This is a genomic window from Achromobacter pulmonis (assembly GCF_902859765.1).
GTDB lineage: Bacteria > Pseudomonadota > Gammaproteobacteria > Burkholderiales > Burkholderiaceae_B > Achromobacter > Achromobacter pulmonis.
Genome location: NZ_CADIJV010000009.1, coordinates 42,598 through 56,685, shown reverse-complemented (window position 1 = coordinate 56,685; position 14,088 = coordinate 42,598). Strand labels below are relative to the sequence as shown.

The following is a 14,088-nucleotide window of genomic DNA, read 5'->3' as shown; positions in this document are numbered from 1 at the left end:
GCTTTGTCAACATGATGACTGTTCGCATTTGGGGCCAGTCCGAGAATATTCGGGGCCCCAGAGCCAAAAAACCATAAGAGGAGACAGGTATGTTGTCAATGCCACGCAGGTTTTCACGCGCTGTCCTGGCCGGCGCCATCGCAGGCGCGCTATTGCAAGCGGGCGCGGCCCAGGCGCAGATTTCCGACGATGTGATCCGGATCGGCTTCATTACCGACATGTCGGGCGTGTATTCCGGCCCCGATGGCCCTGGCGGCGCGGAAGCCATCAAGATGGCGATCGAGGAGATGGGCGGCGAGGTCAACGGCAAGAAGATCGAGCTGTTGACGGCCGACCACCAGAACAAGGCGGACATCGCCTCGGCCAAGGCGCGCGAGTGGTTCGATCAGCGCGGCCTGGACCTGCTGATCGGCGGCACCAATTCGAGCACCGCGCTGGCCATGTCCAAGGTGGCGGCCGACAAGAAGAAGCCCATCATCGTGGTGGGGGCGGGCGCGCCGGCCCTGACCAACGAACAGTGCACGCCGTACACGCTGAACTATGCCTACGACACCGTGGCGCAGGCGCGCGGCACCGGGGGCGCGGTGGTGAAGGCGGGCGGCAAGAGCTGGTACATCCTGACGGCCGACTACGCCTTCGGCCATGCGCTGCAGGCCGATACCACCAAGGTGGTCGAGGCCGGCGGCGGCAAGGTGATCGGGTCGGTCAAGCATCCGCTGTCGACCAGCGATTTCTCATCGTTCCTGTTGCAGGCGCAGGCCAGCAAGGCCGAAATCCTGGCGCTGGCCAATGCCGGCGCCGACGCCACCAATGCGATCAAGGCGGCCAATGAATTCGGCCTGACCAAGACGATGCGGCTGGCCGGCATGATCATGTTCATCAATGACATCCATGCCATGGGCCTGCAAACGGCGCAGGGCATGTACCTGACCGACAGCTGGTACTGGAATGCGTCGGACGAGACGCGGGCCTGGGCGCAGAAGTTCTACGAGCGCCGCAACGCCATGCCGTCCTCGCTGCAGGCGGCCGACTATTCGGCGGCCATCCAGTACCTGCGCGCGGTCAAGGCCACTGGCACGGACGACGCCGACAAGGTGCTGGCCTACCTGCGCGGGAACAAGCTCAACGACGTGTACATCAAGAACGGCGTGGTGCGTCCTGACGGCCGCGTGGTGCATGACATGTACCTGTTGCAGGTCAAGACGCCCGAGGAATCGAAGGCGCCCTGGGACTACTTCAAGGTGGTGCAGACCATCGACGGCAACGAGGCCTTCACCACCAAGGCCGAAACCCGCTGCGCCCTTTGGAAATAAGAGAACCGCCATGGCAAAACGCAAAGTGATCGTCACCATTGCCCCCACCGGGGGCATGGCGTTCAAGAGCCAGAATCCGCACCTGCCGACCCAGCCGGCCGAGATTGCCGAGGACGTCTACCGCTGCTACAACGCCGGGGCCAGTGTGGTGGCGTTGCATGCGCGCCGTCCCGACGACCAGGCCACCTGCGATGCGGCGATCTATCGCGACATGAACCAACGCATCCGCGAGCGCTGCGACATCGTGCTGAACAACTCCACTGGCGGCGGCGTGCATGGCGACATGGTCAAGGAGACCACGCCGGGCACCTGGGAGATCCTGTGGGAAGAGCGGCTCAAGGGCATGGATGCCGGCGCCGAGATGTGCACGCTGGACGCCACCACGCTGAACCTGGCTTTCGGCGACCGCGAATATCTGATGAACACGCCCTTGACCCGCGCGCGCGAGCTGGCGGCCGGCATGAAGGCGCGCGGCATCAAGCCCGAGTGGGAGGTGTTCAGCCCGACGCACATCCTGCAGGACGCGACCACGCTGATCAACGAGGGGCTGGACGAGGCGCCGCATTTCATCAACCTGGTGATGAACGTGCACCGCAACTTCCAGAACGCGATGCCGTTCTCGCCGCGCCACTTGCAGATGATGGTGGACCTGCTGCCCAAGAACAGCATCTTTTGCGTCAGCGGCATCGGGCCGTCGCAGCTGGAAGCCAACATCAGCGCACTGCTGCTGGGCGGGCATGCGCGGGTGGGGCTGGAGGACAACCTGTATTACCGCCATGGCGAACTGGCGACCAACGTGCAGCTGACCGAGCGCATCGTGCGCATCATCCGCGAACTGGACATGGAACCCGCGACGCCCGCCGAGGCGCGCGAGATCATGGGCTTGCCGCTGCGCAGCGGCGTGCGGCCGGAATTCGCGCTGTAGGCCATGATGCGGGGTGTCTCTAGGAGGGTAGCCTGATGATCGAATCGTTGAAGGGCAAGCGGGTCCTGATCACCGCGGGCGCGGGGGGCATCGGCCTGGCCATCGCGCGCAAGTTCCTGGCCTCGGGCGCGCAGGTGCATATCTGCGATGTGGCCGCGGAAGCGGTGCAGGCGGCGGTGCGGGCGCATTCCGGCTTGAGCGGCAGCGTCACGGACGTGGCCGATGAAGCCCAGGTGCTGGCCATGTTCGGGGACCTGGCGGGGCGCTGGGGCAAGCTGGACGCGCTGGTGAACAACGCCGGCGTCTCGGGCCCCACCAGCCGGCTCGAAGACACGGATCTGGCGGCCTGGCAGGCCACGCTGGACGTCAACCTGACGGGGACCTTCCTGTGCGCGCGCAGCGCGGTGCCGCTGCTGCGCGAGGCGGGGGGCGGGGCGATCATCAACATCTCGTCGGTCGCGGGCCGGCTGGGTTTTTCGCTGCGCAGCCCCTACAGCGCCAGCAAGTTCGGGTTGGCCGGGTTGACGCAGACCTGGGCGATGGAGCTTGGGCCGTCGAACATCCGCGTCAATTCGGTGCTGCCGGGCGTGGTGGCGGGCGAGCGGGTCGAACGCATCATCGCCGCGCGCGCGGCGGCGGCAGGCGTCAGCAACGACGCCATGCGCGCGCAACTGGTGGAAAAGGTGTCGCTGCGCAAGATGACCCAGCCCGAGGACATCGCCAATCAGGTGGCGTTCCTGTGTTCGGACGAGGGGGCGATGATCAGCGGCCAGAGCATTTCGGTTTGCGGCAACGTCGAATACCTGGGGTGACGCGGCTGCGCCGTGGCACGCGCGGGCGCGCCGAGCTCAAGGGGGCGGGATATCCGGGTCATCCCTGAGCCGCCGGCTTGCATTTCGGGACGCGAAACGGGCAAAAATGGTGTCTGATACAGGGGGTTGCCTTAGTGATTTTCCCCTCATAACGAGAACACCATGAGACATTTCCTGCCCGCCCTGGGCGCTGCCCTTGTTTTGTCCCTCGGCGCCCACGCCGCCTCGGCCCAGCAGGCGCCCGCCGCCGCCAGGCCGCCGCACGATCCTTTTTTCTGGCTGGGCGAGATCAACAAGGCCACGGCCGTGATCAATACCGACCAGGGACTGCTCGACAAGTCCATGGCGCCGCGCCTGGCGGCGGGCGTGGCCAAGGTGATCCATGACGGCAACCAGCCGGGCGCCAAGCGGCCGGCCACGGTCATCACCTTCGAGCCGCTGCTGATCAAGGCGGCGGGGGAGGATGTCACGCTGCTGCACGCCGGCCGTTCCAGCCAGGACATGCACGCCACCTACCGCAGCGCCATCCTGCGCGACAAGCTGCTGGACCTGGCCGATCAGCTCAATGCCACCTCGACCACGCTGGTGGAACTGGCCGCCAGGCACCGCGCCACCATCGTGCCGAACTACACCAATGGCGTGGCGGCGCAGCCCAACAGTTATGGCCACTATCTGCTGGGGCAGGCCGCCGGAATGGCGCGCGATGCCCAGCGCATCCGCGAGGCCTACGCGCGCATCGACCGCTCGCCCATGGGCACCACGGTGCTCAATGGCACCAGTTGGCCGCTGGACCGCAAGCGCATGGCGCAGTACCTGGGCTTTACCGCGCTGGTCGACAATGGCTATGACGCCTCGCAGATCTCGTCGATGGATCAGCCGGTGGAAGTGGCGTCGATCGTCACCAGCATCGCGCTGCGCACCGGCAACTTCGTCGAAGACGTGATGACGCAGTACGCGCAGCCGCGGCCCTGGATCCTGCTCGAAGAGGGCGGCGGCAACACCTATGTGTCCAGCGCCATGCCGCAAAAACGCAACCCGGGCCTGCTCAACGGCACGCGTAGCGACGCCTCGACCGCGGTGACGCTGGCCATGGGGCCGGTGATCCAGACGCACAACATCACCCCGGGCATGAGCGATCCGAAGGACGTCAAGCAGAACTCGGCGATGGTCGATGCCGGCATTTCCGCGCTCAAGCGCTGGGACCGCGTGCTCAAGGCCCTGGTGATCAGCCCCGAGCGTGCGCTGGAGGAACTGAACAGCGACTGGACCGCCTCTCAGGAACTGGCCGACGTGCTGATGCGCAAGTACAAGCTGCCGTTCCGCGACGGCCATCACTTCGCCTCGGAGGTGGTGAGTTACGCCAAGGCCAACAACATCAAGCCGCTGGACTTCCCCTACGACCAGGCACGGCGCATCTACGCCGAGGCGATGAAGGGCTCCAAGTATCCGAACGAACTGCCGATGAGCGAGGCCGAGTTCCGTTCGACGCTGGACCCGGTGGCCATCGTCAAGAACCGCGCCACCATCGGCGGTCCGCAGCCGGCGGAAATGGAGCGCATGATCAATGAGGCGCGCGCGCAACTGGCCGCGCAGGACAAGTGGATCAAGGCACGCCGCGCGCACATCGCCGACTCGCTGGCCAGGCTGGATAAGGATTTCGACGCCCTGGCGGCCAGCGCGCCGGAAGACAAGCGCCAGTAAGGCGCGGCCGGCGTGCGCCGGCCCGCGCCTCAGAAGCCGGACTGCGGCACGTGCACCCGGCCTTCCATCAGCACGCGCGCGCTGCGGCTCATGATGGCCTTGGTGACGGTCCATTCGCCGTCGATCAGCTGGGCCTGGGCGCCGACGCGCAGCGTGCCCGAGGGATGGCCGAAGTTGACCTGGTCGCGCTGTCCGCCGCCTGCGGCCAGGTTGACCAGCGTGCCCGGCACGGCGGCGGCAGTGGCGATGGCGACCGAGGCGGTGCCCATCATGGCGTGGTGCAGCTTGCCCATGGACAGGGCGCGCACCAGCACGTCGATGTCGCCGGCGCCGATCGGCTTGCCGCTGGAGGCCGTGTAGGCCTTGGGGCGGGCCACGAACGCCACCTTGGGCGTGTGCTGGCGCGCGGCCGCTTCCTCCAGGGTCTTGATCAGGCCCATGCGCAGGGCGCCGTGGGCGCGGATGGTCTCGAAGCGCGCCAGCGCGGCGGCATCGCCGTTGATGTCGTCCTGCAGCTCGGTGCCGGAGTAGCCCAGGGCTTCGGCGTCCAGGAAGATGGTGGGAATGCCGGAGTTGATCATGGTGGCCTTGAAGGTGCCCACGCCGGGCACTTCCAGGTCGTCCACCAGGTTGCCGGTGGGGAACATCGAGCCGCCGTCGCCTTCTTCGGCCGGGTTCATGAATTCCAGTTGCAGTTCGGCGGCCGGGAAGGTCACGCCGTCCAGTTCGAAGTCGCCGGTCTCCTGCACCGCGCCGTCGGTGATGGGCACGTGGGCGATGATGGTCTTCTGGATGTTGGCCTGCCAGATGCGCACCACGGCGATGCCGTCGTGCGGCACGCGGGCCGGATCGACCAGGCCATTGGTGATGGCGAAGGGGCCGACGGCGGCCGACAGGTTGCCGCAGTTGCCGCTCCAGTCAACGAAGGCCTGGTCGATCGAGACCTGGCCGAACAGGTAGTCGACGTCGTGTTCCGGCCGGCTGCTCTTGCCGATGATGACGGTCTTGCTGGTGCTGGAGGTGGCCGCGCCCATGCCGTCGATCTGTTTGCCGTAGGGGTCGGGGCTGCCGATGACGCGCAGCAGCAGCGCATCGCGCGCCGGGCCCGGCACGCGGGCGGATTCGGGCAGGTCGTCGAGCTTGAAGAACACGCCTTTGCTGGTGCCGCCGCGCATGTACGTGGCGGGAATCTTGATCTGGGGGGCATGGGCCATGGGGGGCAGTCCTGATGTCTTGGGTGGGGAAGGCGGGCGCCTTGGCGCCCGCCATGCGAAGGTGCGTCAGCCGGCCTGCTTGGCCGCGCCGGCGGCCGATTCGGCTTCCAGGAAGTCCTGCGCGAAGCGTTGCAGCACGCCGCCGGCCTCGTAGATCGACACTTCTTCCGCAGTGTCCAGGCGGCAGGTCATCGGCACTTCCAGCGTTTCGCCGTTGCGGCGGTGGATCACCAGCGTCAGGTCGGCGCGCGGCTTGCGCTCGCCCGTCACGTCGTAGGTCTCGGTGCCGTCCAGCGCCAGCGTCTTGCGGTTCACGCCCGGCTTGAATTCCAGCGGCAGCACGCCCATGCCGATCAGGTTGGTGCGGTGGATGCGTTCGAAACCTTCGGCGGCGATGGCCTCGACCCCGGCCAGGCGCACGCCCTTGGCGGCCCAGTCGCGCGACGAGCCCTGGCCGTAGTCGGCGCCGGCCACGATGATGAGCGGCTGCTTGCGGTTCATGTAGGTCTCGATGGCTTCCCACATGCGCATTTCCTGGCCTTCGGGTTCGACGCGGGCCAGCGAGCCCTGCTTGACCGTGCCGTCGGCGTTCCTGACCATCTCGTTGAACAGCTTCGGATTGGCGAAGGTGGCGCGCTGCGCGGTCAGGTGGTCGCCGCGGTGGGTGGCGTAGGAGTTGAAGTCCTCTTCCGGCAGGCCCATCTTGTGCAGGTATTCGCCGGCGGCGCTGTCCATCAGGATGGCGTTGGACGGCGACAGGTGGTCGGTGGTGATGTTGTCGCCCAGGACGGCCAGGGGGCGCATGCCGCGCAGGGTGCGTTCGCCGGCCAGCGCGCCTTCCCAGTAGGGCGGGCGGCGGATGTAGGTGCTTTGCGGGCGCCAGGCGTACAGCGGATCGACGGCGGCATCGCGCTCATTGCGCAGGCCGAACATGGGCGCGTAGACCTTGCGGAATTGCTCCGGCTTGACGGCGGCCTTGACCATGGCGTCGATCTCTTCGTCGCTGGGCCAGATGTCCTTGAGGCGGATCTCGCGGCCGTTGGCGTCCGTGCCGAGCACGTCGCGTTCGATGTCGAAGCGGATGGTGCCGGCGATGGCGTAGGCCACCACCAACGGCGGCGAGGCCAGGAAGGCCTGCTTGGCGTAGGGGTGGATGCGGCCGTCGAAGTTGCGGTTGCCGGACAGCACCGCGGTGGCGTACAGGTCGCGGTCGATGATTTCCTGCTGGATCTTCGGATCGAGCGCGCCCGACATGCCGTTGCAGGTGGTACAGGCAAACGCCACCACGCCGAAGCCGAGCTTTTCCAGGTCTTCGGTCAGGCCGGCTTCGTCCAGGTACAGGGCCACGGCCTTGGAACCGGGCGCCAGCGAGCTCTTGACCCACGGCTTGCGCGTCAGGCCGGCGCGGTTGGCGTTGCGCGCCAGCAGGCCGGCGGCGATGACGTTGCGCGGGTTGCTGGTGTTGGTGCAGCTGGTGATGGCGGCGATGATGACGGCGCCGTCGGGCATCTGGCCCGGCTGGTTCTCGACCGTACCGGCGATGCCGCGCTCGGCCAGGTCGGCCACCGGCAGGCGGCGGTGTGGGTTGGACGGGCCGGCCAGGGTGCGCACCACGGTCGACAGGTCAAAGCGCAGCACGCGCTCGTATTCGGCGGTCTTCATGCTGTCGGCCCACAGGCCGGCGGTCTTGGCGTAGGTTTCCACCAGGGCGATCTGCTCGTCCTCGCGGCCGGTCAGGCGCAGGTAGTCGATGGTCTGCTGGTCGATGGCGAACATCGCGGCGGTGGCGCCGTATTCAGGCGCCATGTTCGAGATGGTGGCGCGGTCGCCCAGCGTCAGGCTGGCGGCGCCTTCGCCGTGGAATTCCAGGTAGGCGCCGACCACTTTTTCCTTGCGCAGGAATTCGGTCAGCGTCAGCACCACGTCGGTGGCGGTGATGCCGGGGCCGGCGCGGCCGGTCAGTTCGACGCCGATGATGTCGGGCAGGCGCATCCACGAGGCGCGGCCCAGCATCACGTTTTCGGCTTCCAGGCCGCCCACGCCGATGGCGATCACGCCCAGCGCGTCGACGTGCGGGGTGTGGCTGTCGGTGCCGACCAGCGTGTCGGGGAAGGCCACGCCGTCCTGCGTGTAGATCACCGGCGACATGCGTTCCAGGTTGATCTGGTGCATGATGCCGTTGCCCGGGGGCACCACTTCGATGTTGCGGAAGGCCTGCTTGGTCCAGTCGATGAAGTGGAAGCGGTCTTCGTTGCGGCGGTCTTCCACCGCGCGGTTCTTGGCGAAGGCGTCGGGGTCGTTGCCGCCGTATTCCACGGCCAGCGAGTGGTCGACGATCAACTGCACCGGCACCACCGGGTTGACCTTGGCGGGGTCGCCGCCCTTGTCGGCGATGGCGTCGCGCAGGCCGGCCAGGTCGACCAGCGCGGTCTGGCCGAGGATGTCATGACAGACCACGCGCGCCGGATACCACGGAAAGTCCAGGTCGCGGCGGCGTTCGATCAGCTGTTTGAGCGCATCCGTCAGCAGCGCCGGATCGCAGCGGCGCACCAGGTTCTCGGCATGCACGCGCGAGGTGTAGGGCAGGCGGTCGTAGGCGCCGGGGGCGATGGCGTCCACGGCGGCGCGCGCATCGAAATAGTCCAGGCGGGTGCCTTGCAGGGGCTTGCGATAGGATTTGTTCATGCCTCGGTGCGCTTCAGGTTGCCCTGAGCGATCTGTTTTTCAATGTTGAGACGGGATGCGCGGATGTGGCGGCGCATCAGGAGTTCAGCCAGCTCGCCATCGCGGTCGGCGATGGCGTCGAGAATGCGGTGGTGCTCGGCATACGACTGCCGCGGGCGGTTGGGGGTGGTCGAGTACTGGATACGGTACATCCGCGCCAGTTGATAGAGTTCGTCGCACAGCATGCGGAACAGCATCTGGTTGCCGCTGCCTTTGACGATACGGTAGTGGAAGTCGTAGTCGCCCTCCTGCTGGTAGTAGCCGATGCCGGCCTGGAAGGCCTCGTCCTTTTCGTGGGCGTGCAGCACCTGGCGCACCTGCTCGACCTCGGCCGGCGCCATGCGCTCGGCCGCCAGGCGACAGGCCATGCCTTCGAGCGATTCGCGGATTTCGTAGAGTTCGGCCAGTTCCTGCGGACTGAGCGATACCACCCGGGCGCCGGCATGCGGCACCCGCACCAGCAGCCGCTGGCCTTCCAGGCGGTGCAGCGCCTCGCGCAGCGGGCCGCGGCTGACGCCATGCTCGCGCGCCAGTTCCGGTTCGGAGATTTTGCTGCCGGGGGCGATCTCGCCCTTGACGATGGCGGCCTGGATCTTGCGGAAAATCTGTTCCGCCAGGGTCTCGCTGTCGTCGGGCAGGGCGCCGGGAAGGGTCAGCACTTTGCTCATGGTGTCAACAATCGGATGTTTTTCCAGGTGAAAACCCGGGTTTGGACGCTGTTCGGCGTTCGATTGTCAACAATTTACCCTTGGTCCGGGAGCGCTGCAAGCGGCCTTGGTAATCCCGGCGTGACAATAGTAATGTTATTACATATCATTTGCAGTCTGGCTGCCGCCTGCGATGGGCGGCCAGACTCGTTCCACCCCCTTGCCGGAGCCTTCCGCATGAAAGTCCTTTCCTCGCTCAAAGACGCCAAGACCCGCCATCGCGACTGCCAGGTGGTCAAGCGCCGCGGGCGCATCTACGTGATCTGCAAATCCAATCCGCGCTTCAAGGCGCGCCAGGGCGGGGCCAAGCACAAGTAGCCGGGCAGCCTGGCCTGGGCCGGCTGCCGGACCGTGGCCGACGGTTCATGCTGCCCGGAGGCGGTCAGGGACCGGTGTCCGGATAGTTCGGACCGGCATCGTGGAAACCGCCGCTGCTGTACGGGTTGACGGCGCCCGGATGGGGCGGACCGCCCGGGCCCAGCGAGGAACAGCCGCCCAGGATCAGCAGGGCGGCCAGCAAGGCAAATGCGCGTATGGGGGTGGCATGCATGGTCATCTCCGGTGGCCGCCCCTCGGCGGCCACATGCAGCGTATGGTGCTGTTGCCAGTTTACGCCCGGCGCGGGGGGCGTGGTTTGTGCGGCTTGGGAGGCGCACGCCGGGTAATGTCGCCCAGTGGCCGCGTGCGCGGGCGACGCGGGGCGGCTTTGTGGCATGCTGCGGGCTGCCCGCCGTTTACCGGTTTTTCCCATGTCCAGATTGCTGTCGCGCCTGTGCGATTTCCTGTTGCTCTTCGCCACGGCGTCGTTGTTCGGCGCCTGTCTCACCGCCAAGCTGCGCACGGGCAGCTATGGGCTGGAAATTCCCCAGGCGCCCTATATGTACGAGCGCGCCGATTTCTTCCTGGATGCGATATTCGCCGGGCTGGTTGCGACGGCGGCCCTGGCGCTGGCGGAGCGGTTGTCGCGGGCCACGCTTTCGTCGCCGGGGCGCGCCGCGCGCTTCGCCGTGGCGGCGTTGCTTGCCATCTATCTCGGGCCGCCGGACCCGCGGCTGTTCGGCAACACCTGGGCGCCCTGGGAGGCGACGGTCGAGCTGTTCCTGGGCCAGTGGGATATCGCGCTGCCGCTGGCGTTGGCCGCCGCGGCCGTACGCGGCCTCATGCGGCAGACGGCCGGATCGCGGCGCTAGCCGCGCAACCTGCGATCCAGCTCCCGCACGGTCTGGTACAGCACGCGCGTGTCGTCCAGCCACTGCGCCCTCGGCTATGGCCCGATCCAGACGGTCTGGGCGGATGGCGGCACGGCGCGCTGAACGGCGGCCGCATGACGCTTGCAGGCGGGTGATTTGCGCTACATTTGCCCGACGCGCCGCCGGCCGGCAGCCGCCGCGAGCGCGGCCTCTCATCGCCACCCGGATCTCCAGGAGTCCCCCCGCATGTCCTCCCTAGACTCGTTCGCCATCACTCGGAAATGGCCCGCCCGCCATCCCGACCGCATCCAACTGTATTCGCTGCCCACGCCCAATGGCGTCAAGGTGTCGATCCTGTTGGAAGAGCTGGGCCTGCCCTATGAACCGCACCGCGTCAGTTTCGATTCGCAGGACCAGTTTTCGCCGGAATTCCTGTCGCTCAGCCCGAACAACAAGATCCCCGCGATCCTCGATCCCAATGGTCCTGACGGCAAGCCGCTGGCACTGTTCGAGTCCGGCGCCATCCTGGTCTACCTGGCCAGCAAGACCGGCCAGCTCATCCCCGCCGATACCGCCGGCCGTTTCGAGACGCTGCAATGGGTGATGTTCCAGATGGGCGGCATCGGCCCGATGTTCGGCCAACTGGGCTTTTTCCATAAATTCGCTGGCAAGGACTACGAGGACAAGCGTCCGCGCGACCGCTACGTGGCCGAATCCAAGCGCCTGCTGGGCGTGCTGGACAAGCGCCTGGAAGGGCGTGACTGGGTCATGGGCGAGCAATACACCATTGCCGATATCGCCATCCTGCCGTGGGTGCGCAACCTTGTCGGTTTCTACGGCGCCGGTGATCTGGTCGAGTTCCCGCAGTTCAAGAATGTCGCCCGCGTGCTGGAAGCCTTCGTGGCGCGTCCGGCCGTGATCAAGGGCCTGACGATTCCGGCCTGAGGGCCTGCGTAGGCGCCGGTCCGGCAGCGCATCGCGGTGCGCCGGACCGGATGGATCCCGCTTCCGCACAATGGCTTCCCTGTTAACTAGTCTGAGGAATCGGACCGGTTTGCGCCACGTCAAACAACGTCGGCGCACTCATGCCTCTTGGTCATATGCTTATTACTGAAAGGCGTAAGCTGCCTCCATAAGCTGGACCACGCAGTACGAACCCCCGACGTGCGCGCTGGCCGGCGGCAACGGAGGGTTGAATGAAGCATTTCGGGATCAAGGCGGTGGCGCTGCTGGCGCTGGCGGGACTGGGCGGCGGTATCGGCGGCGCCCATCTGTTGACCGCCATCCGCAAGACGGACAGCACGGTCGTCGTCGATACGCAGGATCGAAGGCTGGCCGAGGCCGGCGCCTACATCGCGCGCACCGCCGACTGTGTCGCCTGTCACACCGCGCCGGGCGACAAGTCTTTCTCGGGCGGCCTGGCAATGCAGACGCCGGTGGGTACCCTCTATTCTTCAAACATCACGCCCGACAAGGCCGCCGGCATCGGCGCCTACAGCTACGCCGATTTCAAGAACGCGGTGCAGTACGGCATCCGCAAGGACGGCGCGGCGCTTTATCCCGCCATGCCCTATCCGTCGTACGCCATCATGCCCGACGCCGACATCCAGGCGCTCTACGCCTATTTCATGTCGCAGGTCGAGCCGGTCGACAAGCCCAGCGCCGATTCCACCATTCCCTGGCCGTTGAACATGCGCTGGCCCATGGCCTGGTGGCAGTTGCTGTTCGCCGGCAAGCGCGACTTCGCCGCGCCGGTTGGCGCGGACGAGAAAGTGACGCGCGGCGCCTACCTGGTGGAGGGCCCGGGCCATTGCGGCGCCTGCCATACGCCGCGCGGCCTGGCCTACCAGGAAAAGGCGCTGTCCCTGGCCGACGGCGATGCCTTCCTCTCGGGCGCGGTGATCGACGGCTGGCGCGCCAAGAGCCTGCGCGGCGAAGCCCGCGGCCTGGCCTCCTGGCGCGCGGACGACATCGCCCTGTTTCTCAAGACCGGCCGCACCGACAGGGTGGCGGTGTTCGGCGCCATGGCCGACGTGGTCGAGCACAGCACGCGCTATTTCACCGATGACGACCTGGCCAGCATCGCGGCCTACCTGAAGCAGCTGCCGCCGGCGCCGGGCAAGGCGCCGGTGTTCCCAGCCAAGGCAGACACCACCACGGCGTCGTTGCTGGCCGGCCGCTATGATTCGCGCGGCGCGGTGATCTACATGGAGCACTGCGTCATCTGCCGCCGCGCCGACGGCCAGGGCATGCCGCGCATCTTCCCGGCGCTCGCCGGCAATTCGGCCGTCTTCGCGCAGAACCCGCAGTCCATCATCCAGATCACCCTGGAGGGCGGCAGCATGCCGGCCACCGAGCACGACACCATGGCCTTCGCCATGCCGCGCTTCAACCACCTGAACGATCGGGACATCGCCGACGTCATCAATTTCATCCGCACGGCCTGGACCAACCAGGCGCCGCCGATCGCCAGCGACGAGGTGGCGCACATCCGCGATTTCCTGGCCGGCAAGAAGCCCAACATCGTGTCGGGAGGCAAGCATGAATAACCTGCACAAGATTGCCGCCGCGCTGGCGCTGGTGGCCGCGGGCGGCACGGCCGCGCTGGCCGCCACGCCCGCGCCGGCGGACACCCAGACCTTCGCGGTGCTCGACAAGGATGGCAAGCGGCTGCCCGACTACACCATTCCGTCCGACACCCTGATCGACAGCGCGCCCAACGCCGAGCAGATCCGCTACGGCCAGCGGCTGCTCAACGAAACCCGCCGCCTGCTGCCGCACAACACCGGCGCCAGCCTCAATTGCAGCAGCTGCCACGTGCAACAGGGCAAGAAGCCGTTGGGCGCGCCTTACATCAATTCGTTCAACTCGTTCCCGCAGTTCAATCCGCGCGCCGGCCGCGATGTCACACTGGCGGACCGCATCAATGGCTGTTTCCAGCGTTCCATGAACGGCAAGCCGCTGGACAAGGATTCGCCCGAAATGGCGGCGATGCTGGCGTACATGAAGTGGCTGGCGCAGGACGTGCCGCACGGCGCCAAGGTGCAGATCAAGAACGCCTGGCCGATCGATACCAAACTGGTTCCGGATCCGGCGCGCGGCAAGCACCTGTACGCGGCGCAATGCGCTTCCTGCCATGGCGCGGCCGGCGAGGGCAAGCGTGACCGCGCGGGCAACATCGTGTTCCCGCCGTTGTGGGGCGACGAGTCGTTCAATATCGGCGCGGGCCTGGCGCGCACCTACAAGGCGGCCGCGTTCATCCGCAACAGCATGCCGATGGGCGTGAACACCCATGGCAATTGGGGCGAGGGCAAGGTGTTGTCCGACCAGGACGCGGTCGACGTGGCGGAGTACTTCACGCATATGCCACGGCCGGATTTCCCGCCCAAGGACAAGGACTGGCCGGACGGCAAGAAGCCCAAGGACGCGCGCTACTGAGGCCCGCCGGGAGCGGGCCGCCGGCTCGCCCCGCAGCCTACAATCGGCGGATCTTCCTTTGTCC

At 66.9% G+C, this 14,088-nt stretch carries 13 protein-coding genes; 9 read left to right on the top strand and 4 right to left on the bottom strand.

Annotated elements, in window-relative coordinates:
- Nucleotides 1-89: 89 nt before the first annotated feature.
- The 4 genes from HV701_RS10075 to HV701_RS10060 all read left to right on the top strand — a co-directional run bounded on the left by HV701_RS10075 (nucleotide 90) and on the right by HV701_RS10060 (nucleotide 4,751).
- Entirely contained in the window at nucleotides 90-1,313 is a 1,224-nt protein-coding gene (locus tag HV701_RS10075; protein ID WP_175132926.1) for an ABC transporter substrate-binding protein, read from the top strand.
- Nucleotides 1,314-1,323: 10 nt separating this feature from the next.
- Nucleotides 1,324-2,238, top strand: coding sequence for a beta-keto acid cleavage family enzyme (locus HV701_RS10070; protein ID WP_175132925.1), 915 nt, complete (start codon nucleotides 1,324-1,326; stop codon nucleotides 2,236-2,238).
- Between the two features lie 35 nt (nucleotides 2,239-2,273).
- On the top strand, nucleotides 2,274-3,050 hold the full coding sequence (locus tag HV701_RS10065; RefSeq protein ID WP_175132924.1) for an SDR family oxidoreductase: 777 nt from the start codon (nucleotides 2,274-2,276) through the stop codon (nucleotides 3,048-3,050).
- 162 nt (nucleotides 3,051-3,212) lie between these two features.
- Nucleotides 3,213-4,751: an argininosuccinate lyase gene (locus HV701_RS10060; RefSeq protein WP_175132923.1), complete on the top strand. Its 1,539-nt coding sequence runs from the start codon at nucleotides 3,213-3,215 to the stop codon at nucleotides 4,749-4,751.
- A 29-nt stretch (nucleotides 4,752-4,780) separates the two neighbouring features.
- On the opposite strand, the gene prpF is transcribed toward HV701_RS10060, so the two are convergent.
- The 3 genes from prpF to HV701_RS10045 all read right to left on the bottom strand — a co-directional run bounded on the left by prpF (nucleotide 4,781) and on the right by HV701_RS10045 (nucleotide 9,357).
- The gene (prpF, locus tag HV701_RS10055; RefSeq protein WP_175132922.1) at nucleotides 4,781-5,965 is read right to left on the bottom strand and encodes a 2-methylaconitate cis-trans isomerase PrpF; all 1,185 of its coding nucleotides are present in this window, start codon (nucleotides 5,963-5,965) and stop codon (nucleotides 4,781-4,783) included.
- A gap of 66 nt (nucleotides 5,966-6,031) precedes the next feature.
- The gene (gene acnD, locus HV701_RS10050) at nucleotides 6,032-8,650 is read right to left on the bottom strand and encodes a Fe/S-dependent 2-methylisocitrate dehydratase AcnD (protein WP_175132921.1); all 2,619 of its coding nucleotides are present in this window, start codon (nucleotides 8,648-8,650) and stop codon (nucleotides 6,032-6,034) included.
- A complete protein-coding gene (locus HV701_RS10045; RefSeq protein ID WP_175132920.1) occupies nucleotides 8,647-9,357 on the bottom strand; it encodes a GntR family transcriptional regulator in 711 nt (236 codons plus the stop codon). Before HV701_RS10045 ends, acnD begins: the two co-directional genes overlap by 4 nt.
- A gap of 216 nt (nucleotides 9,358-9,573) precedes the next feature.
- Between HV701_RS10045 and ykgO the strand changes: the two genes are divergently transcribed.
- A complete protein-coding gene (gene ykgO / locus HV701_RS10040) occupies nucleotides 9,574-9,714 on the top strand; it encodes a type B 50S ribosomal protein L36 (protein WP_006385796.1) in 141 nt (46 codons plus the stop codon).
- Between the two features lie 64 nt (nucleotides 9,715-9,778).
- On the opposite strand, the gene HV701_RS10035 is transcribed toward ykgO, so the two are convergent.
- Entirely contained in the window at nucleotides 9,779-9,946 is a 168-nt protein-coding gene (locus HV701_RS10035) for a hypothetical protein (protein ID WP_175132919.1), read from the bottom strand.
- Between the two features lie 199 nt (nucleotides 9,947-10,145).
- Here HV701_RS10035 and HV701_RS10030 point away from each other — a divergent pair, with 199 nt between their 5' ends.
- From HV701_RS10030 to HV701_RS10015, 4 genes are all read left to right on the top strand, one after another.
- A complete protein-coding gene (locus tag HV701_RS10030; protein WP_254595150.1) occupies nucleotides 10,146-10,586 on the top strand; it encodes a hypothetical protein in 441 nt (146 codons plus the stop codon).
- 246 nt (nucleotides 10,587-10,832) lie between these two features.
- Complete coding sequence (locus HV701_RS10025) at nucleotides 10,833-11,531, top strand: glutathione S-transferase N-terminal domain-containing protein (protein WP_175132918.1); 699 nt, start codon at nucleotides 10,833-10,835, stop codon at nucleotides 11,529-11,531.
- A 251-nt stretch (nucleotides 11,532-11,782) separates the two neighbouring features.
- On the top strand, nucleotides 11,783-13,135 hold the full coding sequence (locus HV701_RS10020) for a c-type cytochrome (protein WP_175132917.1): 1,353 nt from the start codon (nucleotides 11,783-11,785) through the stop codon (nucleotides 13,133-13,135).
- Complete coding sequence (locus tag HV701_RS10015) at nucleotides 13,128-14,024, top strand: c-type cytochrome (protein ID WP_175132916.1); 897 nt, start codon at nucleotides 13,128-13,130, stop codon at nucleotides 14,022-14,024. Before HV701_RS10020 ends, HV701_RS10015 begins: the two co-directional genes overlap by 8 nt.
- Nucleotides 14,025-14,088 lie beyond the last annotated feature (64 nt).